General features: G+C 69.2%; 19 protein-coding genes and 1 pseudogene. 14 read left to right on the forward strand and 6 right to left on the reverse strand.

What is annotated here, in order from left to right; genetic code table 11:
• Positions 1 to 35: 35 nt before the first annotated feature.
• The 3 genes from M8859_RS22580 (at position 36) to truA (ending at position 2,705) form a co-directional block, all read left to right on the forward strand.
• On the forward strand, positions 36 to 1,094 hold the full coding sequence (locus M8859_RS22580; protein WP_039796155.1) for a DNA-directed RNA polymerase subunit alpha: 1,059 nt from the start codon (positions 36 to 38) through the stop codon (positions 1,092 to 1,094).
• Positions 1,095 to 1,186: 92 nt separating this feature from the next.
• Entirely contained in the window at positions 1,187 to 1,729 is a 543-nt protein-coding gene (gene rplQ, locus M8859_RS22585; RefSeq protein WP_195139498.1) for a 50S ribosomal protein L17, read from the forward strand.
• A 106-nt stretch (positions 1,730 to 1,835) separates the two neighbouring features.
• Positions 1,836 to 2,705 carry a tRNA pseudouridine(38-40) synthase TruA gene (truA, locus tag M8859_RS22590; protein WP_159923188.1) on the forward strand — a complete coding sequence of 290 codons (870 nt, stop codon included), beginning with the start codon at positions 1,836 to 1,838 and terminating at the stop codon, positions 2,703 to 2,705.
• A 155-nt stretch (positions 2,706 to 2,860) separates the two neighbouring features.
• Here the strand turns inward: truA and M8859_RS22595 are convergent.
• Positions 2,861 to 3,292: pseudogene (locus tag M8859_RS22595) on the reverse strand (Hsp20/alpha crystallin family protein); the annotation flags it as partial.
• A gap of 173 nt (positions 3,293 to 3,465) precedes the next feature.
• On the opposite strand from M8859_RS22595, the gene M8859_RS22600 reads away from it, so the two are divergent.
• The 5 genes from M8859_RS22600 to M8859_RS22620 all read left to right on the forward strand — a co-directional run bounded on the left by M8859_RS22600 (position 3,466) and on the right by M8859_RS22620 (position 8,974).
• Complete coding sequence (locus M8859_RS22600) at positions 3,466 to 4,299, forward strand: LLM class F420-dependent oxidoreductase (RefSeq protein ID WP_159922913.1); 834 nt, start codon at positions 3,466 to 3,468, stop codon at positions 4,297 to 4,299.
• Positions 4,300 to 4,476: 177 nt separating this feature from the next.
• Positions 4,477 to 5,889 carry an MFS transporter gene (locus M8859_RS22605; protein WP_223518744.1) on the forward strand — a complete coding sequence of 471 codons (1,413 nt, stop codon included), beginning with the start codon at positions 4,477 to 4,479 and terminating at the stop codon, positions 5,887 to 5,889.
• Between the two features lie 46 nt (positions 5,890 to 5,935).
• Positions 5,936 to 6,595 (forward strand): response regulator transcription factor, encoded by a 660-nt coding sequence (locus tag M8859_RS22610; protein ID WP_159922915.1) that lies wholly within the window; start codon positions 5,936 to 5,938, stop codon positions 6,593 to 6,595.
• Positions 6,596 to 6,623: 28 nt separating this feature from the next.
• Complete coding sequence (locus M8859_RS22615) at positions 6,624 to 8,045, forward strand: sensor histidine kinase (RefSeq protein ID WP_159922917.1); 1,422 nt, start codon at positions 6,624 to 6,626, stop codon at positions 8,043 to 8,045.
• On the forward strand, positions 8,042 to 8,974 hold the full coding sequence (locus tag M8859_RS22620) for a TAXI family TRAP transporter solute-binding subunit (protein ID WP_159922919.1): 933 nt from the start codon (positions 8,042 to 8,044) through the stop codon (positions 8,972 to 8,974). Before M8859_RS22615 ends, M8859_RS22620 begins: the two co-directional genes overlap by 4 nt.
• Positions 8,975 to 8,979: 5 nt before the next feature.
• On the opposite strand, the gene M8859_RS22625 is transcribed toward M8859_RS22620, so the two are convergent.
• The gene (locus M8859_RS22625; RefSeq protein WP_159922921.1) at positions 8,980 to 9,303 is read right to left on the reverse strand and encodes a metal-sensitive transcriptional regulator; all 324 of its coding nucleotides are present in this window, start codon (positions 9,301 to 9,303) and stop codon (positions 8,980 to 8,982) included.
• 222 nt (positions 9,304 to 9,525) lie between these two features.
• On the opposite strand from M8859_RS22625, the gene M8859_RS22630 reads away from it, so the two are divergent.
• Positions 9,526 to 10,335, forward strand: a complete 810-nt coding sequence (locus M8859_RS22630; protein WP_159922923.1) for an S-methyl-5'-thioadenosine phosphorylase — start codon at positions 9,526 to 9,528, stop codon at positions 10,333 to 10,335.
• A 172-nt stretch (positions 10,336 to 10,507) separates the two neighbouring features.
• Here M8859_RS22630 and M8859_RS22635 read toward each other — a convergent pair whose 3' ends face one another.
• Complete coding sequence (locus tag M8859_RS22635) at positions 10,508 to 11,350, reverse strand: NAD(P)H-binding protein (protein ID WP_159922925.1); 843 nt, start codon at positions 11,348 to 11,350, stop codon at positions 10,508 to 10,510.
• 311 nt (positions 11,351 to 11,661) lie between these two features.
• Between M8859_RS22635 and M8859_RS22640 the strand changes: the two genes are divergently transcribed.
• Both M8859_RS22640 and M8859_RS22645 read left to right on the forward strand, forming a co-directional pair.
• Entirely contained in the window at positions 11,662 to 12,222 is a 561-nt protein-coding gene (locus M8859_RS22640) for an NADPH-dependent FMN reductase (RefSeq protein ID WP_159922927.1), read from the forward strand.
• Between the two features lie 118 nt (positions 12,223 to 12,340).
• On the forward strand, positions 12,341 to 12,931 hold the full coding sequence (locus M8859_RS22645) for a hypothetical protein (protein ID WP_159922929.1): 591 nt from the start codon (positions 12,341 to 12,343) through the stop codon (positions 12,929 to 12,931).
• A gap of 63 nt (positions 12,932 to 12,994) precedes the next feature.
• Here the strand turns inward: M8859_RS22645 and eccE are convergent, their stop codons facing one another.
• Positions 12,995 to 14,638, reverse strand: a complete 1,644-nt coding sequence (gene eccE, locus M8859_RS22650; RefSeq protein WP_159922931.1) for a type VII secretion protein EccE — start codon at positions 14,636 to 14,638, stop codon at positions 12,995 to 12,997.
• Between the two features lie 112 nt (positions 14,639 to 14,750).
• Between eccE and eccB the strand changes: the two genes are divergently transcribed.
• On the forward strand, positions 14,751 to 16,238 hold the full coding sequence (gene eccB, locus M8859_RS22655) for a type VII secretion protein EccB (RefSeq protein WP_195071255.1): 1,488 nt from the start codon (positions 14,751 to 14,753) through the stop codon (positions 16,236 to 16,238).
• A gap of 98 nt (positions 16,239 to 16,336) precedes the next feature.
• Here eccB and mycP read toward each other — a convergent pair whose 3' ends face one another.
• Both mycP and eccD read right to left on the reverse strand, forming a co-directional pair.
• A complete protein-coding gene (gene mycP, locus M8859_RS22660; protein ID WP_249644129.1) occupies positions 16,337 to 17,800 on the reverse strand; it encodes a type VII secretion-associated serine protease mycosin in 1,464 nt (487 codons plus the stop codon).
• A gap of 10 nt (positions 17,801 to 17,810) precedes the next feature.
• Positions 17,811 to 19,277: a type VII secretion integral membrane protein EccD gene (eccD, locus tag M8859_RS22665; RefSeq protein ID WP_159922937.1), complete on the reverse strand. Its 1,467-nt coding sequence runs from the start codon at positions 19,275 to 19,277 to the stop codon at positions 17,811 to 17,813.
• A 171-nt stretch (positions 19,278 to 19,448) separates the two neighbouring features.
• Between eccD and eccCa the strand changes: the two genes are divergently transcribed.
• Positions 19,449 to 23,483, forward strand: coding sequence for a type VII secretion protein EccCa (eccCa, locus tag M8859_RS22670; protein WP_159922939.1), 4,035 nt, complete (start codon positions 19,449 to 19,451; stop codon positions 23,481 to 23,483).
• Positions 23,483 to 24,925 (forward strand): type VII secretion-associated protein, encoded by a 1,443-nt coding sequence (locus M8859_RS22675; RefSeq protein ID WP_159922941.1) that lies wholly within the window; start codon positions 23,483 to 23,485, stop codon positions 24,923 to 24,925. The genes eccCa and M8859_RS22675 overlap by 1 nt, the downstream gene beginning before the upstream one ends.
• The last annotated feature ends 75 nt before the right edge of the window (positions 24,926 to 25,000 follow it).

The following is a 25,000-nucleotide window of genomic DNA, read 5'->3' on the forward strand; positions in this document are numbered from 1 at the left end:
CAAATAGCGGGCGCCCAAAAAGGAGGATGATCCCCATGCTGATCTCACAGCGTCCGACGCTGACCGAAGAGGTCGTCGCCGAGAACCGGTCGAAGTTCACCATCGAACCGCTCGAGCCGGGCTTCGGTTACACCCTCGGCAACTCCCTGCGGCGTACCCTGCTGTCCTCGATTCCGGGGGCCGCGGTCACGAGCATCCGCATCGACGGCGTCCTGCACGAGTTCACCACCGTTCCCGGCGTGAAGGAGGATGTCACCGACATCATCCTGAACCTCAAGGGCCTGGTCGTGTCCTCGGAGGAGGACGAGCCGGTCACGATGTACGTGCGCAAGCAGGGCCCGGGCACCGTCACCGCCGGTGACATCGTCCCGCCGAGCGGTGTCGTGGTGCACAACCCGGACATGCACATCGCGACCCTGAACGACAAGGGCAAGCTGGAGATCGAGCTCGTCGTCGAGCGCGGTCGCGGCTACGTCCCCGCCGTGCAGAACAAGGCCTCCGGTGCGGAAATCGGCCGGATCCCGGTGGATTCGATCTACTCGCCTGTGCTCAAGGTGACCTACAAGGTCGAGGCCACCCGCGTCGAGCAGCGCACCGACTTCGACCGTCTCATCCTCGACGTGGAGACCAAGAACTCCATCAGCGCACGGGACGCGCTCGCTTCGGCGGGCAAGACCCTGGTCGAACTCTTCGGCCTGGCTCGTGAGCTGAACGTCGAAGCCGAGGGCATCGAGATCGGCCCCTCGCCGGCCGAGGCGGACCACATCGCCTCGTTCGGACTGCCGATCGAGGACCTGGACCTCACCGTCCGGTCCTACAACTGCCTCAAGCGCGAGGGTGTGCACACCGTGGGCGAGCTGGTCGCCCGCACCGAGTCGGATCTGCTGGACATTCGCAACTTCGGCCAGAAGTCCATCGACGAGGTCAAGGTCAAGCTGCACGCGCTGGGCCTCTCGCTCAAGGACAGCCCGGCGTCGTTCGATCCGTCCAGCGTGGTCGGCTACGACGCGAGCACCGGCACGTGGAGCGACAGCGGCACGTTCAGTGACACCGATGGCGGCGAGCAGGACTACGCCGAGACCGAACAGCTCTAGGCCGCCGGGGGAGGCGCCCCGGCCCGGCCTCGCGCCCGCGGCGTAAGCGACGCGCCCGGGAGCGCCGAGAAAAGACACAGGAGAACATCACAATGCCCAAGCCCAAGAAGGGTGCCCGCTTCGGCGGGTCGGCGTCGCACCAGAAGGCGATCTTCGCCAATCTGGCGACGGCGCTCTTCGAGCACGGCCGGATCACCACCACCGAGGCCAAAGCCAAGGCCGTGCGCCCCTACGCGGAGAAGCTGATCACCAAGGCGAAGGCCGGCACCCTTGCCGACCGTCGCGAGGTGCTGAAGGTGATCCGCAACAAGACCGTCGTGCACGAACTCTTCGCCGAGATCGGCCCGTCGTTCGAGGGGCGCGAGGGTGGCTACACCCGCATCACCAAGACGCTGCCGCGCAAGGGTGACAACGCGCCGATGGCGATCATCGAGCTGGTCCGGGAGAAGACCGTGACCAACGAGGCCGATCGCGCCCGTCGCGTCGCGGCGTCGAAGCAGGCGGAGGAGGCTCCGGCCGCCGAGGTCGTCGAGGCGCAGGCCGACGAGGCCGCCACCGAGACCGCCGAGGCCGAGGCTCCGGCTGCCGAGGAGGCCGCCGAGGAGCAGGCCGCCGAGGAGAAGAAGGACGCCTGACGCTGAGCGTCGGAGTTCACGTACGAGCCCGCCACCCGCACTGGGTCGGCGGGCTCGTTCGTTTCGACCGGAGGATCATGTGACCGTGGAGGAATCGGTGGGATCGATGTCGGACCGGCCGCGCGAGGACACGCCCGGCGAGCCCGTGACCGGCCTGTCCCGGGTCCGGCTGGACATCGCCTACGACGGCACGGATTTCGTCGGCTGGGCGCGTCAGCCGGGTCTGCGCACCGTGCAGGGCGTGCTGGAGGACTCGCTGAGCAAGGTGTTCCGCGAGCCGATCCAGCTGACGGTGGCGGGCCGCACCGACGCGGGCGTGCATGCGGAGGGACAGGTCGCGCACTTCGACACCTCCGGCGAACTGGATGCGGGCAAGCTGGTGCACCGGATGGCGCGATTCCTGCCGAAGGACGTGCGGATCAAGGACGCACGCCTGGCCGCGCCCGAGTTCGACGCCCGGTTCTCCGCCGTCCGCCGCCACTACGCCTATCGATTGACCACCGCACCGTACGGCGCGGAACCGCTGCAGGCCCGCGGCGTGGTCGCCTGCCGATCCGGCGTCGACGTCCCAGCCATGCGCGTGGCATCGCGGAAGCTGCTGGGGCTGCACGATTTCGCCGCGTTCTGCCGGCGTAGGGAGGGCGCGACGACCGTCCGCGAGTTGCAGCGCTTCGATTGGGTGCGCGACGGCGATCTGCTGGTCGCCTATGTCAGCGCGGACGCGTTCTGCTGGTCGATGGTCCGCAGCCTGGTCGGCGCGGTCCTCGCGGTCGGCGAAGGTCGCCGCACTCCGGAATGGGTCGCCGAGCTCTTGCGTGAGCGGGAGCGTTCCAGCTCGGTGACCGTCGCTCCCGCCCACGGTCTGAGCCTGATCGGCGTCGACTATCCGGCCGACGGGGAACTCGCCGCCCGCAACGCGCAGACCCGCGAGATGCGGTCGGTCCCGGTCCCGGACGCGGGTTGTTGCGGCGATTGAGAATGGGGACTACCCGCACCCGTGCTCGGGTGCGGGTGCGGGTGCGGGTAGCGACCCGGTCACTTGGATGACCCGGGGTATTGCTGCTGGGACTGTTCGGACTGCTGGGATTGTTCGCGCTGCGTCGGCGACAGTTGTTCGGTCTGCCTCGTCTGCGCTTCGATCGTCCTCGGCTCTTGGGATGCCCCGGAGATCTGGATGCGACGCGGCTTCGCGCGCTCCGCGATCGGGATCGTCACCGACAGCACGCCGTTGTTATAGGTCGCGCCGATGTTGTCGACGTCGACGTTCTCGCCGAGGGACAGCTGGCGCATGAAGGCGCCCGCGAAGCGTTCCGAGGCGATCCACTGGACGCCTTCCTCGCTCGGCACGGTGCGTTGCGCCCGCAAGGTGAGCGTGCCGTTGTCGACGCTGACATCGATCGAACCGGGATCGACGCCGGGCAGGTCCGCGTTCAAGACGTAGTGATCTCCCGCCTTGAACAGATCCATCGGCATGAATCGGGGTGCGCGAGCGGTTCCGGCGCTCTCACCGAGCAATTGGCGGGTGACGGTGTCGATGTCATGGAATGGATCGAATCTGAGCACAGCGATCACCTCCATTTCGTAGTGGTGACGCCTGCCACGGCGGCGGGCGCCGATAGCTGTGCAATTGCCACAGTAGCCCTCTTGGAGCGGCGCGGCACAGATCCGACGGGGGTGAGAAGCCCGGGATCCGTCCGCGCGGAATAGCCGCCCGCGAGCACATGTTGGGTCCGGACATGGCATTCGACAGTCTCGGGCGGTTCGGAGTGTGGCGGGCGTACAACGGGTTCAGCCCGGAGGACGCGCGGGAATTGGAGCAGCTGGGATACGGCGCGCTGTGGTTGGGGGCCTCGCCCCCGGCGGATCTGCCAGTGGTCGAACCACTGCTGGAGGCGACCGAAACGATCACCGTGGCCACCAGCATCGTGAACATCTGGGCGGCCCCGGCGAAGGAGGTTGCCGACTCCTATCACCGGATCGAGGCGCGCTTCCCCGGCCGGTTCCTGCTCGGCGTCGGCGCGGGACATCCGGAGCACACCGGCGAATACCGCAAGCCGTACGACGCGCTGGTCGAGTATCTCGACGAACTCGACGCGGCGGGCGTGCCCGCCGAACGTCGCGCGGTGGCAGCGCTGGGCCCGCGGGTGTTGAAGCTGGCCGCCGAGCGGTCGGTGGGCCCGCTGCCCTACTTCGTGCCGACGGCGCACACCGCGAAGGCTCGCGAGATCATCGGCCCGGACGCGGTGCTGGCGACCGAGCACAAGGTGGTGCTGACCGATGACGTCCGGGCGGCGCATACCGTCGCCGACGAGACCGTCGGGTTCTACCTGGGCCTGACCAACTATGTGTCCAACCTGCGCCGGTTCGGTTTCACCGACGCCGACCTCACCGTCCCGCCCGGCGACCGGGTGTTCGACGCCGTCGTCGCGCACGGCACGCCCGAGCAGATCGCCGACCGGCTGTCGGGGCACCTGCGGGCCGGCGCCGACCACGTCGCGGTGCAGATCCTCGGCGACAACTACCTACCCGCGCTGCGTACTCTCGCTCCGCTGCTCGCCGCGCGTTCCTGAGCATTCCGATTCGAGCCAACCCGGCCCCCGGCTTCCCGCCGGGGGCCGGCGATGTTTCGCCGCCGCGGCGATCGTCCTAAGGGACTGTTAGGAAGCGTCGAGAGCCGTTCCGAGAGCTTGTGACTGCCGACACACTGATCTGCGACGACGCGATGAGGCGTCGAAGAAGGAGATCTTGTGACTACGCCACAGCCACAGACACAGACACAGCCCGTGGGCGAGCGCCGGGTGGTCGCGAACGTTTTGCGCGGATCCATCGGCAACCTCGTCGAGTGGTACGACTGGTATGTCTACGCCGCGTTCAGCGTGTACTTCGCGAAGACGTTCTTTCCCAAGGACGACCCGACGGCGCAGCTGTTGTCCACCGCCGCCGTGTTCGCGGTCGGCTTCCTGATGCGCCCGATCGGCGGCTGGGCACTGGGCCGGTACGCCGACCGGTTCGGCAGGCGCTCGGCGCTGACCCTGTCGGTGACCGTGATGGCGGCCGGTTCGCTGATGATCGCCCTGACCCCCGGTTACCAGACCATCGGTCTCGCCGCTCCAGCCCTGCTGCTGGTGGCCCGGCTGCTGCAAGGCCTTTCGGTCGGCGGCGAGTACGCCACCAGTGCGACGTATCTGTCCGAGGTGGCTTCGGCGGGCAGGCGCGGGTTCTACTCGAGCTTCCAATACGTGACCCTGGTGGCCGGCCAGCTCGTCGCGCTGGGAGTGCAGATCGTGCTGCAGCAGTTCCTCGACGCCGACCAGATGAACGACTGGGGCTGGCGGATTCCGTTCGTGATCGGCGCCGCCGGGGCGCTGATCGTGATGTGGCTGCGGCGCGGCATGGACGAGTCCGAGCAGTTCCGCGCGGAATCCGGGCGGGCAGCGGAGCAGGGCGCGGCGGGTGGAGGACAGTCGCGTGGTTCGCTGCGCATCCTGTTGCAGTACCCGCGCGAGTGCCTGCTGGTCGTCGGGTTGACCCTGGGCGGAACCGTCGCGTTCTACACCTACACGACCTACATGCAGAAGTTCATGATCAACACCTCCGGCATCTCCAAGTCGACCGTCGCGTGGATCAATTTCGTCGCGCTGCTGGTCTTCGTGGTGCTGCAGCCGCTGGCGGGCGCGCTGTCGGACCGGGTGGGCCGCCGCAAACTGCTGATCTTCTTCGGTGTGGCGGGCAGCCTGCTGACCGTGCCGATCATGACCGTGCTCGCGCGCACCACCGATCCGGTCGCCGCGTGGGGCCTGATGATGGTGGCCCTGCTGATCATCACCGGATACACCTCGATCAACGCGATCGTGAAGGCCGAGCTGTTCCCGACGAAGATCCGCGCGCTCGGCGTCGGGCTGCCCTATGCCCTGACCGTCGCCATCTTCGGCGGCACCGCGGAGACGATCGCGCTGGCATTGAAGAAGGGCGGTCACGAGTCGCTGTACTTCTGGTACGTCGCGGGCTGCATCGCCATCTCGCTGGTCACCTACTACTTCATGCGGGAGACCTCGACCTCGTCGACGATCGACGCGCCCGAGCCCACCGCGACCGCCGACACCGGGTCCGGCGCCGCGGCGGCCGAGCCGGGACCTCCGTTGGTCACCGTGCGTGACTGACCGCCCGGCACACGCGCCGGTCCATCCCCTGTGGAAGGATCGGCGCGTGCGGCTTGCGGTGGTCGAGGACGACGACGGCGTGGGAGACGCGCTGGTCGAGGCGCTCAACGCCCGCGGTTACCGCGCCGAACGCAAGCGACGCGGCGCGGACCTGCTGATCGCGCATCGCGACTACGACGCGGTCATCCTCGATCTGGGCCTGCCCGACGGCGACGGTTTGCAGGTGCTGCGCCGACTGCGCGAGGTGAGCTCGGTGCCGGTGGTCATCCTGACCGCGCGCAGCGACGAACGGTCGATCGTGCGCGGCCTGCGTGGCGGCGCCGACGACTATCTGGTGAAGCCGCCGCGGATCGCCGAGTTGGTCGCGCGGTTGGAGACGGTGACCAGGCGGGCGGCCGCCGCGGCGCAGCAGGCGCAGACGGTGGTCGTCACCGGTGATGTGCGGGTCGACCTCGGCGCACGCGTGGTCGAGGTCGCGGGTGCACCGGTGCCGCTGACGCAGAAGGAGTTCGAACTGGTCGAGGCGCTGGTGGAACGACCGGGCGCGGCGGTGAGCAGGCAGCAGTTGATGGATCGCATCTGGGGCGACGCGTTCGTCGCGGTCTCGCGCTCGCTGGACGTGCACATGACCGGTTTGCGGGCGAAGCTGAATCGGCCCGGCCTCATCACCACCATCCGCGGATACGGGTACCGGTGGGGGGAGTGAGCGTGGTCCGGCGGTGCGGAGGTAGGTCATGCGGCGTCGCCTGCTCGTCGCGCTGACGGTGTTCGCCGCCATCGCGGTGCTGGCGTTCGCGGTGCCGCTGTCGCTGACCATCGCGACCAGCCGCACCCAGGCCTTGGTGCTGGCACGGTCGGGCGACGCCGACCGGTTCGCCACCCTCGCCGACAACGCCGTCACTGCGGGGGACAGCCGCGCGCTGGCCGACGAGGTGCTGCGCTATCACGAGCTCTACGGCGAGAACGTGCTGGTGGTCGACGCCAGGGGCGCGACGACGGTGAACGCGGGCGCCGACGTGAACGACCCCGGCATCCTCGCGGCGGTGGCGGCCGCGCGCCGCAATCAGCGCCCGCACTCGGTGGACAAGCTGACACCGTGGGGCGCGCCGACCATGCTGGTGGCGCGGCCGGTCGGCACCGGCGTGCAGGTGAACGGAGCCGTGGTGATCGAGGCGTCGACCGCGCGCGCCCGTGGCGACATCGCGCGGGCCTGGGCGGTGATCGTGCTCGGCGGCGTCGTCGCGATGGCGCTGTTCGTGCTGCTGGCGGTGACCATCGGCCGCTGGGTGCTGCGGCCGCTCGCGGCGCTCTCGCACGGCGTGGCGGAGTTGACCGCGACGCTGCCCAAGCCACGCGCAGGCACCGTCGCGCCGGTGTCGATCGCGGGCCGGTATGGCGGGCCGCCGGAGATGCGGGCGCTGGCGGAATCCTTCGACGCCATGGCCGCGGCCGTCGCCGATTCGGTGGACGCCCAGCGCCAACTGGTCGCCGACACCGCCCATGCGATGCGCAACCCACTGGCCGCCCTGACCATCCGGCTCGATTCCCTGGAGCCCGCGATCCCGGCGAGCGCGGCGAGCACCTTTCGCGGCGCCGGCGCCGAGGTCGACCGCCTGACCGCGCTGCTCGACGGCCTGCTCAGCCTGGCCGTCGCCGAGACGCCCGCGGCGTTCGACCTCGCTCGGACCGCCGAGGACGAGGACCGGTGTGACGCCGTGCAGGTGGTCGCCGACCGATTCGATGCCTGGTGCTCGGCGTTCGACTCGGCCGGGCAGCACCTGCGCGTCGCGCCGACGGTAGAGCGCGCCGATGTCGCGGTCCCGGCCGACGTGCTCGCTCAGATACTCGACGTACCGCTGAGCAACGCCACCCGCTACGCGGGGGCGGGCGCGCACACCGATCTGGTGGTCGAGACCGAGCCGGGCTGGGTCACGGTGAGCGTCCGCGACGACGGAGCCGGTGTTCGCCCCGACGAGATCGACAAGCTCACCACGCGTTTCTTCCGCGGTTCCGCGGCACGAGCAGGCGGCTCGGGGCTCGGCCTGCCGATCGCCGCGGCGTTGGCGCAGGCGCGCGGTGGCGTCCTGACCGTGGCGGCGGTGCGTCCGCACGGTCTCGCGGTGCGGGTGCGTTTGCCCGCGGGGGAGGCCCGATGAGCCGGGAAACGATCGTCCGTCGCGGCTTCGGTCGTCGCGGGTTCCTCGCGCTTGCCGTCGCGGCGGGTGTCGCGGGTTGCGCACCGCGCGGCGCCGGCGCGACGGTGCGGCTGGCTTCCGGCGAGGTGGGCGGCTTCTATCACGCCTTCGCCGGGTTGCTCGGCCTGGCCGCCGCGGCGGCCGCGGACGTGCGGATCGAGCGGGTCACCACCTCGGGATCGCAAGCCAACCTGGCGTTGCTCGCCCGCGGCGAGGTCGACGCCGCGCTCGCGCTCGTGGACTCGGTGCCCGACAGCGCCGATCGAGTGTCGGCGCTGGGGCGGGTCTACGAGAACTATCTGCAGTTGGTCGTGCGCTCGGACAGTTCGATCGGCTCGGTCGCGGACCTGCGCGGCGCCCGGGTGAGCCTGGGCGCGGCGGGGTCGGGCGCGGCGCTGACCGGTGCACGGATCCTGCGCGTCGCGGGACTGGATCCGGCCGCCGACGTGGCGATTTCGCATCGCCCGCTGCCGGAGGCGGTGGCCGCCCTGACCGCGGGCGAGGCGGACGCGCTGTTGTGGGCGGGTGGCGTGCCGACCGCACTGCTGGCGGTGCCCAGCCGGATGCGGCTGGTGGACATGGGCGAGCTGGCCGCGCCGATGCGGGAGTGGTTCGGCCCGGTGTACGACCGGGTCGCGATCCCCGCGGACGCCTACCCCGGCGGGGTCTCGGTGCACACCATCGGGGTGGCGAACCTATTGCTCGCCGCCGACACCATGCCCGAAGACGTGGCCGCCGCGATCGTCGAACTGCTGGTGTGGCACGCCGACGCGCTGGTCCCCACCGAGGCGGCGGGCACCCAGTTCCTCGACGGCCGGTCGCTGATCAGCACCGGGCCGATCCCGCTGCACCCCGGCGCGGCCGCGGTCTACCGCCGCTGGCACGGATAGCCCGCTCAGGATCGGACCAGGCGCGCGATGGCGTCGGTGGCTTCCTTGATCTTGGCTTCGGCCTCCGGCCCGCCCGCGACGGCCGCGTCCACCACGCAGTGGCTGATGTGGTCCTCGAGCAGGCCCATCGCCACGGCTTGCAAGGCTTTGGTCATGGCGGACACCTGGGTGAGGATGTCGATGCAGTACTTCTCCTCCTCGACCATCCGCTGCAGACCGCGCGCTTGGCCCTCGATCCGGCGCAGCCGCTTCAGGTAGTCGTCCTTCGCGGTGATGTAGCCGTGCGCCGAGTGGTCGGTCGCTGTGTGGTCGTGCGGGGAATCCGCCACCGATGTCTCCTCGCTGCCTGTCGGTCCCGCGAAGCGGGATCAATACCCCCCTAGGGTACAGTTTCCTGCCGGGATTGTCAGGTCCGGCGCCGCGCCGACCGCACGGCGCGGCAGGCTCGCGACCGGCCGGACCAGTCGGAGGACCGGTCCGGTACCGCCACGCGAGCAGCGTAACGCCGATCCCGGCGCGCGACGGACAGCACGGGACGAGACAATCGGGGTATGAGTTCGCACCCCCGGCCCGCGCTCGCCGTCATCGGCGGCAGCGGCTTCTACGATTTCTTCGACAACGAGGCGACCACCGTCGAGGTCGAGACACCTTATGGCGCCCCGAGCGCGGGTATCGCGGTCGGAGAAGTCGAGGGCAGGCCGGTGGCATTCCTGCCGCGGCACGGCAAGAACCACGAATTCGCACCGCACACCCTGCCCTACCGGGCGAACCTGTGGGCACTGCGCTCGCTGGGCGTGCGCCGGATCTTCGCGCCTTGCGCGGTCGGCAGCCTGCGGGCGGACTGGGGCCCCGGCACGGTCGCGGTCCCGGACCAACTGGTCGACCGGACTTCCGGCCGCCCGCAGACGTACTTCGGCGGCGGCGGCATCCACGTGTCCTTCGCCGACCCCTACTGCGAGGAACTGCGCGCCGCCGCCATCAAGGCCCAGTCCGACGCGCTGCGCATGATGCACGAGGCGACCATGGTCGTGGTCGAGGGACCGCGCTTCTCCACCCGCGCCGAGAGCCGGTGGTTCGCCGCGCAGGGCTGGGAACTGGTGAACATGACCGGTCACCCGGAGGCGGTGCTCGCCCGGGAACTCGAAATGTGCTATGCCGCAGTCGCTCTCGTGACCGATCTGGACGCCGGCCTGGAGGAGGGCGAGGGAGTGCACGCGGTCGACGTCTTCGCCGAGTTCAAACGCAACCTCGCACCGTTCAAGGAACTCATCCGCCGCGCGGTGGCCGCGGTGGACGGCACCGGCACTTGTGACCGGTGCCGCGTCCACGCGGGAGTGTCATTGCCGTTCGAACTGCCCTGAGCGCGCGGGTGCTGGTCACGAGGCGGCCGGGTCGCCCGGCGGGCACCTGCGCCGGGCGCTGCTCGCCGCGCGACATCGAGTGACCGAGGCGGCGACAGTGGCGGCCGCACAGGGCCTGGCCGAGTTCGCGGCCGCCGAGTTATACGTCACCCGGACGGCCGCGCGTGGTCGGTCAGCTCGGCGCCGTCGCGAATTCTTCTGCGTGAGCAGTCGCCCACTGCTCGAAAGTGCGCGGCGACCGGCCGGTCACCTGCTCGACGGTCGGATAGAGCGTCTCCTCGTCCAGCGTCCCCCCGACGAAGAAGCTGAGAAACGCGTCGACGTACTCCCTCGGCATGGTGGCGGCCAACTCGGCTTCGGTCTCCTCGTCGTCGAGTTCGCGCGCCACCAGCGGCCGGTTGAGCACCGCGCCGAGCACCGCGACCTGCTCGGCCGGTCGCAGCGCCTGCGGGCCGGTGAGCTCGAGCGCCTGTCCTTCCAACCCGTCCCTGATGAGCGCCGCGGCCGCGGCCGCCGCGATATCGGCGGGGTCGATCACTCCTGCCCGGATACCCGGGAACTGGACGCGGACAACGTCGCCCGAGGCCAATTGCGGCAGCCAGCGCAGCGCGTTCGACATGAACTGCCGCGGTCGCAGCAGAGTCCACGTCAGTTCGGATGCTCGCACCGCGTCCTCGGACAGCGCCATGTAGCGGGACACGGCATTGTCCATGTCCCGCAGCGCGGCCGAACCCCCGGACAGCAGCACGACCCGGCGTACTCCGGCCTTGTGCGCGCGATCCAGCAGATCCGGCAGGTCGTCGTAGCCGGGGAGCAGGAACATGCCGTCCACGCCGTCGAGGGCGTCGGCCAACGTCTTCGGTCGGTTGAGATCGCCGGTCACGGCCTCGGCGCCCGGCACGAGCGCGGCCTTGGCGGGATCGCGCACCAGCGCTCGCACCTGCTCACCCGCTTCGCTCAGAGTCCGCACCAGTTCCGCACCGACATTCCCGGTGGCGCCGGTTACCAGAATCATCCTGTCTCCGTGTTCGATCGACTGCCCGTCCGTCTCAGTTGCACTCCATTGCGCTCATAGGCACTGGCTTCGTCCCGTGGCGCTCGCGGCGCCGCGAGGAGATGGGCCTGTCGACCATAGGATATTCGGCAGGCTCGTCGGTCCGCACTCGCTCGTCAATGGCGGGAAGACAGCTCGTGCTCGGCGTTCGGTCGACCCGACGGAGTCGGTGGCTTCGGGTGGGTGCCCGTTGCCGACGGGAGCAGAGTTCACGGGGAGTATCCGAGCGCGCCGGGGGCTGGGGCGGTCAGGTCGCGAGTTAGGCTCGCGCGGTGGATACCCCGTTGCGGCTCGAGGTCATCGTGGCCAGTGTGCGTCCGGAGCGGTTCGCGCCGGTGGTCGCGGATTGGTTCCTGCGTACGGTGCGCGCTCGCCCCGAATTCGACACGGGCGTCATCGATCTCGCACACACACCGTTGCCGGTCGAGCTCACCGAGAACGAGCACACCACGGCCTATCGCGCGCGACTGCGCGACGCCGACGCGTTCGTCGTCGTCACCTCCGAGTACAACCACGGCTATCCGGCATCGCTGAAGACGGCGTTCGACACCGCGAAACACGAGTGGCGCGCAAAACCCATCGCTTTCGTCTCCTACGGGGGCCTGTCCGGTGGCTTGCGGGCGGTGGAGCAGCTGCGTCAGGTCGTCGCCGAGATCCACATGGTGTCGGTCCGCGAGACGGTCAGCTTTCACCAGGCCAAGAAGCGGTTCGACGAGGCGGGGGACACTCGCGACGGCGCCGCGATCGATGCGGCGGACCGCATGTTGCGCCAATTGGCCTGGTGGGCCCGCACGTTGCGAGCCGCCAGAAGCGCCGACCCGTACCCAGGCTAGCCGCGATGACGCCCGGTTCGGCGGGTGGGCCTGACGTCGAATCGGTAAGTTCGGTCGATGGTGACACCCGCGGCCTCTCGACCCGAACCGCGCGCTCTGCCACAGGAGGCACGACTCGATGACCACCCCCGAACACAACGACGAGCTGCGCCGTCAGGGTGAACCCGCTCGGACCGCATCCCGGTGGTGGCGCGTGTCGGTCGCGGTGATCACACTGTTGGTGAGCCTGTGTTGCGTAGCGACGCTGTGGTTGCTGATGTCGGACGCCGCGTTTCCGTATCTCGTGCTCGCCGGCTGGGCGCTGGTGCTGCTGGGCGCGCTGTGGCTGGTGATCGGGCTGTTCGGTGCGATCCGCTACCGCCGCTACCTGCGGCTACTCCTCGCGCCCGGCGCGGTCGCACTGACCTGCGCGCTGGCGTGGGCCGACCTTCCCGAGGACTTCGGATGGCGGGTTTCCGCCGGCAGTCTCGAACGCCTCGCAACCAGTTGCGACGCCTCGGCCCACGGCCGGTACGGCGTCTACACCATCACCTCGGTGGTAGAACGCGACGACGGCTGCCTGCTCTATACCGACGGAGGCCTCATCGATCCCGTCGGATTCGCCTATTTCCCACACGGCGCACCCAGACAGGGCCCACCCCGCTCCGACGGCGACGTCGGCTACACGCCCCTCGAAGGCAGCTGGTACCGGTTCGTCCAACGGTTCTGAATCATGCTGCGCCGACTCGACATCGGACCCACCCGCCGAACTGCGTCGGCATCGGGTCAGCCGCTACTGGGCCGCAACGGCGCGGCGGCCGCGTGGGTGGCCGATGTAGGTGGCCTCGCTGGGAATCGACACCAGCGTCAGATCGACCTGCGCGGTGCCGGTGCGCAGCACGACGTGGTTGCCGATCGCGCCGGGCTGCTGGATGGCCAGGTCGGGACGGCTGGCGGGCCAGCCCATCGGGTCCCCTGTGACGTAGATGGTGGTGACGCCCGCGTGCGGGGCGGGCGCGAGCACGCCGTCCACCACCGTGGCGGTGAATCCCGCGTCGGATTGGTGGATTTCGACGGCGATGGTCAGCCGCTCCGGGTTCCCGATCGTGGTGACCAGATTTTCCCATGCCCGCGCCCGGTCGGTGCGGATGAGGATCCGTTCGCCGACCGCGAGCGCGCGGAACACCAACTGCTGCGCCAGGTACAGCTCACCCGCGACGTACACCGTCGAGATGCCGGCGCCGACGATGCGGACCGCGACACCGTTGCCTTCGTCGTCCGAGCCGATCAGCTGGCCGCAGCCGGACGAGGGCAGGTGCAGGTCATCGATCACGTCGATGAAGTGCTCGATCATCGGGACGGTGTCGTCCACGCCGGGAACCGCGATCGGCAGGTGGGCGAGCAGTCCGTCGCGGTGGCGTCCGTTCATCGAGATCATGCCCGGCAGTTCGGACCCTTCGGGCAGCTCGCGTGCGGTCAGCCGCCACGCGGCGCCGATGCTCACCGACTCGGCCGAACTGCCGGGGCGCAGCCGCACGGCCACGGTGGTGCCGCGCGACGGCGCGACCCACAGCTGCGCGAGCAGATCGGAGTCCAGGCGCTTGGGATCCACCGCGCTGCCGACGTTCACGCTGTTGCCGATTTCGGCGTAGCGCCAGCGGTGTTCGAGCGTGCGCGGATCGTAGCCGCTGGTGATCTGCAAGACCGCCTTGCGGATCTCGGGCGCCGTCAAGATGCGGGCGTTGCAGCCGGCGTCCTCGAGTGTGCGCATGATCCGCTGGGTCGCGATGGTGACCGCCCGCGATGCGCCTTCGGCTCCGCCGCCGCGCCGGGCCGTCGCCTCCGGGCAGGCCACCGCGTCGAAGCTGATCGCCAACCACACCGTGCGGTGCGCGGTGGCGGGCAGCGGGCCCAGCAGCGATTCGTAGATCTTGCCCGCGGGCGTGCCCGAACGGCTGCGGTGCCCGTGGCTGATGATGTCGATGCCGCTGAGCAGGATGTCGTGCTGATTAAGACATTTGGCCAGCTCCGCCAGCGGGAGCAGGTGCGAGGCGTGCACCGTGGTGCGGGCGATCCTGGTCAGCCCGCCGGGCGGGGGCAGCACCTCGACCACCGTCGCCACGCGGCTGCCGTCCCAGAACAGGCCGAGCGAGCGTCCATCCGCGCCGCGGAAGTCGACGGTGTCGCCGAGCTCGTAGTCGCGGTGGGTCAGATAACGCCACCACGTGGCGACCCAGTCCAGCAGAGTGCGTTTGGCGACCGGGATCAGCGGTATCAGCGCGACGACCACCGCCACGCCGAGCGCGGGAAGCCCGGGCAGACCGGCGAACAGTGCGACGACTCCGGCGAACAGCCCGATGATCTGCGCGATCAGCAGGTTCTGCATCGAGATGCGCCCCAGCAGCGCTCGTGGTCCCGCGCCTGCCGGTTCCGCCATTGTCGTCCCCCAAGTACCCGGTGTCGGCCGGTTCGCTGTGGCCGAGCTGAACAAGAATCCTCGGGAACTGTACTGTGTTCGGCGGACGTGAGCACTGTTCGGGGGAGGAATAATGCCTTCAAAACCCACCACACGCTGGCAGGTGAGCGGCTACCGCTTTCTGGTCCGGCGGATGGAGCACGCCTTGGTGCGCCGGGACGTGCGAATGCTGCACGACCCCATGCGTTCTCAGTCCCGCGCGTACGCGGCGGGCCTGATCCTGGCGTGTGTCGTTCTGGCGGGATGCGGCGTGCTCGCGTTGCTGCGCCCGCAGGACAAGATCGGTGACGCCAAGATCCTGGTAGGCAAGGACTCCGGCGCGGTCTACGTGATGATCGACGACGTGGTGCACCCGGCTCTCAACCTCGCTTCGGCCCGCCTGGCCGCGGGCGAGGCCGCCAAGCCCGCGATCGTGAAGGAGTCCGAGCTGGGGAAGAAGGCTCGCGGTCAATTGATCGGCATCCCAGGCGCTCCCGGGTCGCTGCACTTCGACAAGGAGGGCAAGGGCCGCGCCTGGACGGTGTGCGACTCGTTGAAGACCGACGGCACCGACGACCGCAGCACCTCCGTGTTGATCGGCGACGTGGAACTCGGCGACAAGGCGTCGGCGACGGGCTCGGACAAGGCGCTGCTGGTCAAGGGTAAGGACGCGACCTACCTCGTCTGGAACAAAACGCGCGCCCGCGTGGACATGAACGACCCGTCGGTCGCGGGCCCGTTGGGCATCCGAGGCATGACCCCGCGCCCGATCAGTGAAGGTCTGCTGAACGCTATTCCAGAGGTGAACGCGATCGTGCCGCCGAAGATCGACGATCCGGGCGGGCAGCCGTCCGGCTACTCGATCAACGGCCTGAAGATCGGCACCGTTGTCCAGGTGACCGGCAAGGCGAACCAGAACTTCGTCATTCTGCACAACGGTTTGCAGGCCATCAGCCCGTTCACCGCCGACGTGATCCGCAGTTCGCAGCGCAACCCCGATCACGGCACCGCCATCGGCGATTACGAGCAACAGCATGCGCCGGTGTCGAACGCGTTGAACGTGGATACCTACCCCGAGACCGCACCGACCATCATCCAGCCCAAGGCCCGGCCCGTGAGCTGCTTGTCCTGGAAGCCCATTCCGGGAGTCGCGGGCAACGCCGACGTCGCCTTGCGTGCCGAACTGACCGTCATCGACGGCAGCGACCTGCCGATGCCCGGTAGCGCCAAGCTGGTTCCGCTCGCCCAGGCCGACGGCAAGGGCGACAACGTGGACTCCGTGTACTTCAAGCCGGGTTCGGGCGCGTTCGTCCAGACCACCGGCATCGAACCGGACAGCAGGCGCAAGGACAGCATGTTCTACATCGCCGACACCGGTGTCCGCTTCGGCATCAAGGACAGCGAGGCCGCCAAGGCACTCGGGATGGACAAGGAATCGGGCGTGACACCCGAGCCCGCGCCGTGGCCGATCGTCGGGCTGCTCGCGAGCGGACCGACGATGGGCCGCGACGCCGCCATGGTCGCCCACGACGGCGTCGCCGCGGACCCGGCGCCCGCCAAGCAGCCGATCGCCGCGAGATAGTCCCGCCGTTCAGCGGTGCGCGTCGGCGAATCACCGCAGTGCGCGCGCCTACTCGCACCGAAAGGCCCAGCCCCGCAGCGGGTGCCGGGATTCCCGAGTCACATATCGTCGTCGGACACACCGAGTCGTCGGCGGATCGGGAACGAGGCGAGCAAGCCCAAGGCGAGCAGTGCCGCGATGGTTCCGCTGCCGATCAAGGCCACATCGCGCGCGCTGTGGTCCGGCGGCGGGGCCGAAGCGGGTACCGCGAGTTGCACGCTCTTCGACGGCGACGGCCGTTTGGGCGGCAATATGTCGCCCACCTCGGCGGTCAGCGCGGCCACCGGATCGACCGCGCCGTAGCCCACGTACGGGTTCCACCCTTCCGCCGGGGCGTGGGCGGTGGCCTGAATGCGTTCGACGACCTCCAGCGCGCTCAACTCCGGGAAACGAGCCCGCACGAGTGCGGCGACACCGGACACCAGGGGCGTGGCGAAACTGGTGCCTTGAATCGGCCCGAGCTGCCCCTGCTGACGGATGCTCCCGACCTGGACCGCGGTTCCCCTGCTGTTCGGATCGTTGAACAACGGATCGAGCGAGGTGATGTTCTCACCGGGCGCGGCTACGCCCAGCCATGGCCCCGGCACCGTGAACGTCGACGGCTGGCCTTGCCCGTCGATGGAACCGACGGCGAGCACGTAGTCGTCGTAGCGGGCGGGCGACACGTTCAAATCCACCTTGCTCCACGGGTCGGCGGCCGGGTCGAGCGGATCGATGACCTGGTTGGAGCCCTTGCAGGCATCGGCGCTGTTACCGGCCGCGACCACGACGACCACGTCCTTCTCGATCGCGGCATATCGCACCGCCGCACCCAGATCGGTGTCTTCGAAGGGCTCCGATGTCGGCCTGCAAGCTACCTCGGACACATTGATGACGCTGGCTCCCATGTCCGCCGCACGACGGATCGCCGAGGCCATCGTGCGAGTGGTGCCGTACCCCTCGGGTAGGGCGTCGGGCCCCTTGTCCCGATTCGCGCCTTCCTTCTGATACAGCTTGCTGGTCTGGCGGATAGTGAGGATCTGCGCCTCGGGCGCGACCCCGGAGAAGCCCTGACCGTCGACCTTCGTCGCCGCGATGAGTCCCGCGACGAACGTCCCGTGCGCATCGCAGTCCTCGGTTCCGTCACCGCTGCTCACATAGTCGCCGCCCGCGATCAGCCCGGGCAGGCGGGGGTGACGGGCGACACCGGTATCGATGACCGCCACGAGTTGGCCTGCGCCCCGGGAGAATCGCCAGGCGTGCTCCAGGTTGAGCGAGCGCTGGGCCTCCGGGATGGACGGTCCGCTGCCGCCGGACCCGGTGCTGACGCACGGAGTGTTCGTCGCCCGCTCGGTCTTGTCCGGCGGAGCGGCTGGCTCCCCCGGGGGCGGTGGCGTATTCGGGCTCACGGTCGGCTTCTCCGCGTGCGCCGGGTTGCTCGCGGTCGCACCGAACCCGACGGACACCCCGAGCGCGAGAACGCATGCCGCCGCTCCGGTCCGAACAACACGAAAACGCTGCGAGCCCAGATGTTTCGGAGTCATCGAGCCGAGCTCACAGACCCCGGACGAGGGAGTAGAGATCCGAGACCCAGAAGACCAGCGGCAGCACGGCGGCGACGAAGGTGTACTCGAGCAGTTCGACGCCGCGGCGCATCGGCGGGGTGGCCGACTGGTTCGGGATGATGATGCCGAGGATCAGCGCCGCGACCAGAACGATCATCGCAGCGCCGAACACGGCCAGCGGCTGGTGCATCGCGAAACCGGCGCCAACCAACATGATCAGCACGATCCCCGCGCCGCCCGCGATGAGCACGACGGCCTGCTCCGCGCCCGCGTAGGTGCGGCTGCGGAACATCAGCACCGCCGCGCAGACCAGCGCGAGCGCGACGCCCTGCCAGTACGGGTCGTCGGATGCCGGGTCGGTGGCCGCGAGCGCTCCCGCGGCGGTGACCAGCGTCGTCGCCGCGACGAGACCGGCGAGGTACATGCGGGCGCGTTCGGACTTCACCCGCAGCACCTCCATGGTCGGCAGTGCGCGGTGATCGTCCGGGTCGTCTTCGGTCGGGTCGATCGGGGTGCCCGGCGACGGGACAGGCGGCAGCGGCAGTTTCGCCAGCAGCATGGAAATCCGCGGGGCCAGGGAGAGCCCGCCGAGACCGAGCGCCGCCGCCCCGGCGCCGATCGCGCGCTCCGGTTGGTCGGTGAGCAGGCCGACCAGCGCCGCGGGCACCGTGTACGTGGCTAGCGTGGCCATGCCGATGAACAACGCGAGACCGACGCCGGTGACCCGCCAGGCCAGGATCGCCGTCGCGCCCGCCAGGACCGACCCGAGCAGGATGTGCGCCCAGCCGTAATGGTCGGGTACATAGAGCATGCCCGCGCTGAACGCGGCGGGCAGCGCGCAGCCGCCGAGCACCAGCGCGGTGCCGGTGTCGCCGTACATCCTGCTCAGCACCATCGCCGTGACGACGAGCAGGATCGCGACCACCAGCGCGATCGAACCGCCCACCGCGATCGGCAGCGAGCCGGGGGACAGCAGCAGACCCAGGCAGCCGACGACCATGGTGATCGCCGCGAGCACCGAGCCGGTGATCCGCGCGACCCGCGGGGTCCAGCTGCGGTAGTGATCGGTGTCGGCGATCGCGACGTTGTACATGATGTCGTCGAACAGCGGCGTAGGAGCGGTGTGCGAGGCGCTTTCCAGCATCAGCAGTTCGCCGTCGCGGACACCGTGCTCGCCGAGGCTGAGCGAGTTGGAGAACGGCGGATGGCCGATTCGGGCGAGCACCCATTCCGCGGGCTCGTAGCGCTCGCCCTCGTTGTCGAAGTCGTTGGTGCGGCTGTGCTGGGCGACCATGTCGACCACGCTCGGAATGACCAGGGCGACCGGCACATCCACCGGTATGGCCATGTCGACCTGGGTGTGCTTGGCCAGAATCGTCACCCGGGCGAGGTCGGGAGCGCGGACGATCCCGCGCGAGGATTCTTCGTCGATGTGGTCAAGTCGCGCGTGCGTCAAGCTTCCCCCAACTCGGTCTTCTACCTCGTGATTCCGCAGCCTCGCGGGCCGAATGCGAGCTTGCGAACCCACGGTCCGGGCAGCAGAATGCTGGTCGAACTGTACGACATGTCAGCGGTGACCTCTACACTGAGGCCGAATCACAGCTGGCCGAAGGGGGATTTCTCGTCGATGAGCACTGTCCGCTTCCAGCGCCGTGCGCGCCGCGAGATGCCTCGAACGCCGGGGGGCGAGGTCACGCTTCAGCCGCCGCCCGAAATCCCCCGGGTCACACCGGGAAACCTGGTCATGAAGCTCATGCCGGTCGTGATGGTGATCGGCATGGTCGGCATGATGGCCCTGCTGTTCACCCAGGGTGGCGGCATCGCCTCCAATCCGATGAGCATGATGTTCCCGCTCATGATGCTGTTCTCCATGGTCGGCATGTTCGCCGGTCAGGGCGGCGGCAAGGGGCAGAAGGCCGCCGAGGCCAACGAGGACCGCAAGGACTACCTGCGTTACCTCGACCAGGTTCGCAAGGACGTCAACGAGACCGCCGCGCAGCAGCGCGCTTCCGTCGAGTGGAGCCACCCGGAGCCCGGCCTGGTCTGGATGCTGGCGGGCACCAGCCGCATGTGGGAACGCCGCGCGGGAGACAAGGACTTCTGCCACGCCCGCATCGGTCTCGGCGGGCAGCGCTTGGCCACCAGGCTGGTCGCCCCCGAGACCGGCCCGGTCGAGGAGCTCGAGCCCATCGCGGCTGTTTCGCTGCGCCGGTTCGTGCGCGCGCATTCGACCGTGCCGGACCTGCCGACCGCTATCGCGGTCAAGGGCTTCGCCACCATCGCGCTGGACGGCGACCGCGGCCAGGCGCGGGACATGACCCGCGCGATGCTGGTGCAGCTGTGCATGTTCCAGGCGCCGGACCAGGTTCTCGTCGCGGTCGTCTGCGGGCCGGACACGGCGGCGGAGTGGGAGTGGACCAAGTGGCTCCCGCACACCCAGCACCCCGACTCGCAGGACGGCATCGGCACCGAGCGCATGTTCTACGGTTCGATCCGGGAGGCCATGGCCGGGCTGCATCCGTTGCTGGGCAACCGGGTCCGGTATTCGCGAAACCAGCCGGCCAACGCGAACATGGTGCACATCGTCATCGTGGTCGACGGCGGTCTGCTCGAGGCGGAGGACGATCAGCTGCGCGAATCCGGCTACGAGGGCGTGACCATCATCGACTTGTGCGGTTACGCGCCGCGCTTGGCGGTCTCTCGCGGCATCAAGATGATCGTGGAGAACGGCGAGTGCGTCGGCCGCGGCGCGACCGGCAATCAGGAGCGCTTCGCGCTGATCGACCGGATCAGCCCCGAGCAGGCGCAGCAGGTGGCGCGCAGGCTCGCGCCCTACCGCGCCGCCACGCAGCGCAGCAGCGACGTGGAGAACGACGACTCCGAGGTGATCTCGACCTGGGCCCAGCTGATGGGTCTCGGCGACATCGGCTCCTTCAACCCCGAGCACGCCTGGCGGCCGCGCTACGGGCGGGAACGCCTGCGCGTCCCGTTCGGTGTCGGCGCCGACGGCCTGCCGGTGGATCTGGACATCAAGGAGGCCGCCGAGAACGGCATGGGGCCGCACGGTCTCTGCATCGGCGCCACGGGTTCCGGTAAGTCGGAGTTCCTGCGCACCTTGGTGCTGAGCCTGCTGGCCACGCACTCGCCCGATCAGCTGAACCTGGTTCTGGTCGACTTCAAGGGCGGCGCGACATTCCTCGGCCTGGAAGGGGTTCCGCACGTCGCCGCCGTCATCACCAACCTGGAGGAAGAGGCCGACCTCGTCGACCGCATGAAGGACGCCCTGGCCGGTGAGATGAACCGCCGCCAGGAAGTGCTGCGGGCCGCGGGCAACTTCGCCAACGTCTCCGAGTACGAGAAGGCCAGGGCCGCGGGCGCCGACCTGGATCCGCTGCCCGCCCTGTTCGTGGTGCTCGACGAGTTCTCCGAACTGCTCACCCAGCATCCGGATTTCGCCGAGCTGTTCGTCATGATCGGCCGTCTGGGCCGTTCGCTGCACGTGCATCTGCTACTCGCTTCGCAGCGCCTGGAAGAAGGCAAACTCAAGGGCCTCGAGGCCCACCTGTCCTACCGGATCGGCCTGAAGACGTTCTCCGCCAACGAATCCCGGCAGGTGCTCGGTGTGCCCGACGCCTACAACCTGCCGAACAACCCCGGTGGCGGCTACCTCAAGGCGGATTCCGGTGAGATCCAGCGCTTCCAGGCTTCCTATGTCTCCGGACCGTACGTCGGCGGGGGCTCGCAGCGCGACATGATCGTGGCGACGCAGTCCGGCGAAATCGACGTCAAAGCACGGCCGTTCACCGCGACGCATGTCGACTTCCGTGCCGCTGACCGCGTTCCGCTGCCACCCGAGCCGACTCTGGAGCAGGAGCACCAGGACGAGGACGGCGAGCAGGTGTCCAACCTGAACATGCTGGTCTCCCGGATCCGCGGCCACGGCCGCCCGGCGCACGAGATCTGGTTGCCCCCCTTGGACGAGGCGCCCACGCTCGACCAGCTCCTGCCGCGCTCCCTCCTCACCGGCGAGTACTCCGCGGTGTCCACGCTGCGCGCCCCGATCGGCATCGTCGACCGGCCCTACGACCAGCGCCGCGACCCGATGATCATCGACCTATCCGGCGCCCGCGGCAACGTCGCCGTCGTCGGCGGCCCGCAATCGGGCAAGTCGACCGCGCTGCGGACACTGATCATGTCGATGGCGTTGACGCACACCGCCGAACAAGTGCAGTTCTACTGCTTGGACTTCGGTGGCGGCACCCTGGCGGGCCTACAAGGGTTGCCGCACGTCGGCTCGGTCGCGAGCCGGTTGGACGAGGACCAGGTCCGGCGCACCATCGCCGAGATGACCACCATCGTCCGTCAGCGTGAGGCGCGCTTCCGCCAGCTCGGCATCGAATCGATGGCGGACTTCCGCAGGCTGCGCGCGATGGACCCGGCGAGCAGTCCGGGCGCCGCGGGTGCGCACGAGGATCCGTTCGGCGACGTGTTCCTGGTGATCGACGGCTTCAGCTCGATCCGCCAGGACTTCGAGATGCTCGAGCAGACCATCATGAACCTCGCCGTGCAGGGTCTGTCCTACGGCGTGCACGTGGTCATCGCGCTGAATCGCTGGGCGGAGGCACGGCCCGCGCTCAAGGATCAGATCGGCACCAGGATCGAGCTGCGCCTGGGTGATCCGATGGACTCCGATCTGGGACGCAAGTTCGCCTCCCTGGTCCCGCAGGGGCGGCCGGGCCGCGGCATGACCCCCGAGTGCCTGCACATGCTGACCGGCCTGCCCCGCATCGACGGCAATCCCGATCCGACCGACCTCGCCCAGGCCGTCGCCGACGCGGTCGCCGCCATCGCCCGGCTGACGCCGGGCCGTCATGCTCCGCAGGTCCGCATGCTGCCCGAGCAGCTTGCGCGCGAGCAACTGCTGTACCTGGCGGGCGATTGGCCGTCGCAGGTCGACCCGAACACCAAGTGCCTGCGCATTCCGTTCGGCATCAACGAGTCGGAGCTGGCTCCGGTCTACATCGACTTCGTGGAGAGCCCGCACTTCATCATCATCGGCGACACCGAGTCGGGAAAGACGACATTGCTGCGCTCGCTGATCGAGGGCATCGCCGCGTCCAACACCCCCGATCAAGCCCGCTTCATCCTCGGCGACTACCGGCGCAGCATGCTCGGCCTGGTCCCGGAGGGGTACCTCGCCGGTTACGGCTCGACGGCGCCTCAGTTCACCCAGAACATGAACGACCTGGCCGCTTACGTCAACAAGCGCACGCCGGGTTCGGATGTCACGCCGCAGCAACTGCGGGATCGCTCGTGGTGGAGCGGACCGGAACTGTACGTCATCATCGATGATTACGACCTGGTCGCCACGTCCGCGGGCAACCCGGTCCAGGCGCTGCTCGAACACCTGCCCCATGCTCGCGACCTCGGCTTCCACGTGATCATCGCCCGGCGTTCGGGTGGTGCGAGCAGAGCGATGTTCGAGGCGACGCTGGCCAGGATGCGGGATCTGGGCTCCGCCGGCCTGATCTTGAGCTGCAGTAAGGACGAGGGAGTCCTGATGGGCACCAAACGACCGAGCCCGATGCCCCCGGGCCGGGGCACCTACGTCACCCGCAACCAGGAGGGCCTGGTACAGACGGCGTGGATGCCGTCGCCCTGATGTCCGAGGTCGAGCTCGTCGTCACGGAAGCGCGCATCTGGGCGCGCGGCGCCGACACCCACTGGGACGCGCCGCCCTCGGTCGTTCTGGGCAGCAATGGCTTCGACCTCGTCGTGGGGCAGCCGCTGACCCCGCCTACCCAGGTGGGGTCGGTAGTCCAGTTCGTGCCCGCCGCCGCCATGGCCTTACCGCCTCGAACGCCGTCGGTGGTGGACGCGATGGGCGCCGTTTTCGCGAGTGTGCTCGAGAATCTTCGCGTTGCCGCACCGTGCGCCCGGATGACGGTGATCTGCCCTACCGAATGGGGCGCCGCCCGTCGCGGCGTACTCGAGGAGGCGGCGCGGCGCTGGACGTCGGAGGTCGTGTTCGAGGGGATCGCGGTGCGATCGGTGGCGTCGGACGAGGGCACCAGCCACAGTCGGCGAACGCTGGTGCTGGAATTCGGAACGTTGACCACCACGGCCTCCGCGGTCATCCGAAGCCATCGCGGCGTACATGTCGAATCCTGTGAACACGACCCCGCACTCGCGCTCGCTGAAATCACCGAGGAATCACCGGCTTTCGATGCTTTGCGCGGGCTCGTCACTCGGCTGCTCGAAGGCGGCCCGATCGACCTCGCCCAGGTGGTGGGTATCGCCGACCCCACGAAGCTCGGCCTGCTCGGTGCGGCGATCGAGCAGGCCGCGGGCGCCGCTGTCGAGCTGCGCTCGGTCGCCGGTAACGATCTCCTCCGGGGTCGCCGGCCGGGACCGAGCCATCGACAGGAAATGCCGCCCGCGACCGCGCCCACCGAGTGGATGCGACCGCTGCGGGACCGCGCCGCAGCCGAGCAGCCCCGGTACAGCACAGCGCGGTTCGCGGTCGTTGCGGTTGCTGCTCTCGTAGTCGTCGCACTGGTAGTCATCGGCGCGGTAATCGTGTCCGGTCGCGGAGACGACGCGGCGACAGCAGCGCCGAGCACGGAGACGGCCTCGACCAGCGTGGCGCCGTCCCCGGCCGCCACATCGGCTGAGTCGGCACCGGAAGCATTCGGCCGCATACGGTTTCGAGTTCCGCCCGGCTGGCGTGTGGCTCCAGCGCCGGAGAGTGCACGCGCCCGTGTCGATCTGGTTCCCGAAACTGGTGCGCGGCAGCGCATTACGGTGATGCAGACGCCATTGACGGCGGGTTCCGGCTATGAACAGGTCGCCGCGAAGCTGGAGGTCCAGATGGCGCAGCGTCCGCCGGGAGTCCTGACCGATCTGGAACGCGACGTCGTATTCGGTAGCCGTTCCAGCCTCGCCTACTCGGAACACCCTGAGGACGGGTCAACCGTGCGCTGGCACGTCCTGCTGGAGTCGGGAATTCAGGTCAGCGTCGGTTGCCAGTACGTGGGGGAAGGGTGGAGTCAGTTGGAGACCTTGTGCACGAATTTCGGGGACTCGGTCCGCGTCGTCCCGTGAGCTGCCTCCGGTGTCGCGGCAGCGGTTGTGGTCGCGGCAGCGGTTGTGGAGGAAACGAAGTTCAGCGTAGAACGA

This window comes from Nocardia sputi (assembly GCF_023501985.1).

Coding starts and splice junctions, on each gene's coding strand:
- M8859_RS22580 (WP_039796155.1), top strand. CDS start 36: ATGCTGATCTCACAGCGTCCGACGCTGACCGAAGAGGTCGTCGCCGAG.
- rplQ (WP_195139498.1), top strand. CDS start 1,187: ATGCCCAAGCCCAAGAAGGGTGCCCGCTTCGGCGGGTCGGCGTCGCAC.
- truA (WP_159923188.1), top strand. CDS start 1,836: ATGTCGGACCGGCCGCGCGAGGACACGCCCGGCGAGCCCGTGACCGGC.
- M8859_RS22600 (WP_159922913.1), top strand. CDS start 3,466: ATGGCATTCGACAGTCTCGGGCGGTTCGGAGTGTGGCGGGCGTACAAC.
- M8859_RS22615 (WP_159922917.1), top strand. CDS start 6,624: ATGCGGCGTCGCCTGCTCGTCGCGCTGACGGTGTTCGCCGCCATCGCG.
- M8859_RS22620 (WP_159922919.1), top strand. CDS start 8,042: ATGAGCCGGGAAACGATCGTCCGTCGCGGCTTCGGTCGTCGCGGGTTC.
- M8859_RS22630 (WP_159922923.1), top strand. CDS start 9,526: ATGAGTTCGCACCCCCGGCCCGCGCTCGCCGTCATCGGCGGCAGCGGC.
- M8859_RS22635 (WP_159922925.1), bottom strand. CDS start 11,350: ATGATTCTGGTAACCGGCGCCACCGGGAATGTCGGTGCGGAACTGGTG.
- M8859_RS22645 (WP_159922929.1), top strand. CDS start 12,341: ATGACCACCCCCGAACACAACGACGAGCTGCGCCGTCAGGGTGAACCC.
- eccE (WP_159922931.1), bottom strand. CDS start 14,638: ATGGCGGAACCGGCAGGCGCGGGACCACGAGCGCTGCTGGGGCGCATC.
- eccB (WP_195071255.1), top strand. CDS start 14,751: ATGCCTTCAAAACCCACCACACGCTGGCAGGTGAGCGGCTACCGCTTT.
- mycP (WP_249644129.1), bottom strand. CDS start 17,800: ATGACTCCGAAACATCTGGGCTCGCAGCGTTTTCGTGTTGTTCGGACC.
- eccCa (WP_159922939.1), top strand. CDS start 19,449: ATGAGCACTGTCCGCTTCCAGCGCCGTGCGCGCCGCGAGATGCCTCGA.
- M8859_RS22675 (WP_159922941.1), top strand. CDS start 23,483: ATGTCCGAGGTCGAGCTCGTCGTCACGGAAGCGCGCATCTGGGCGCGC.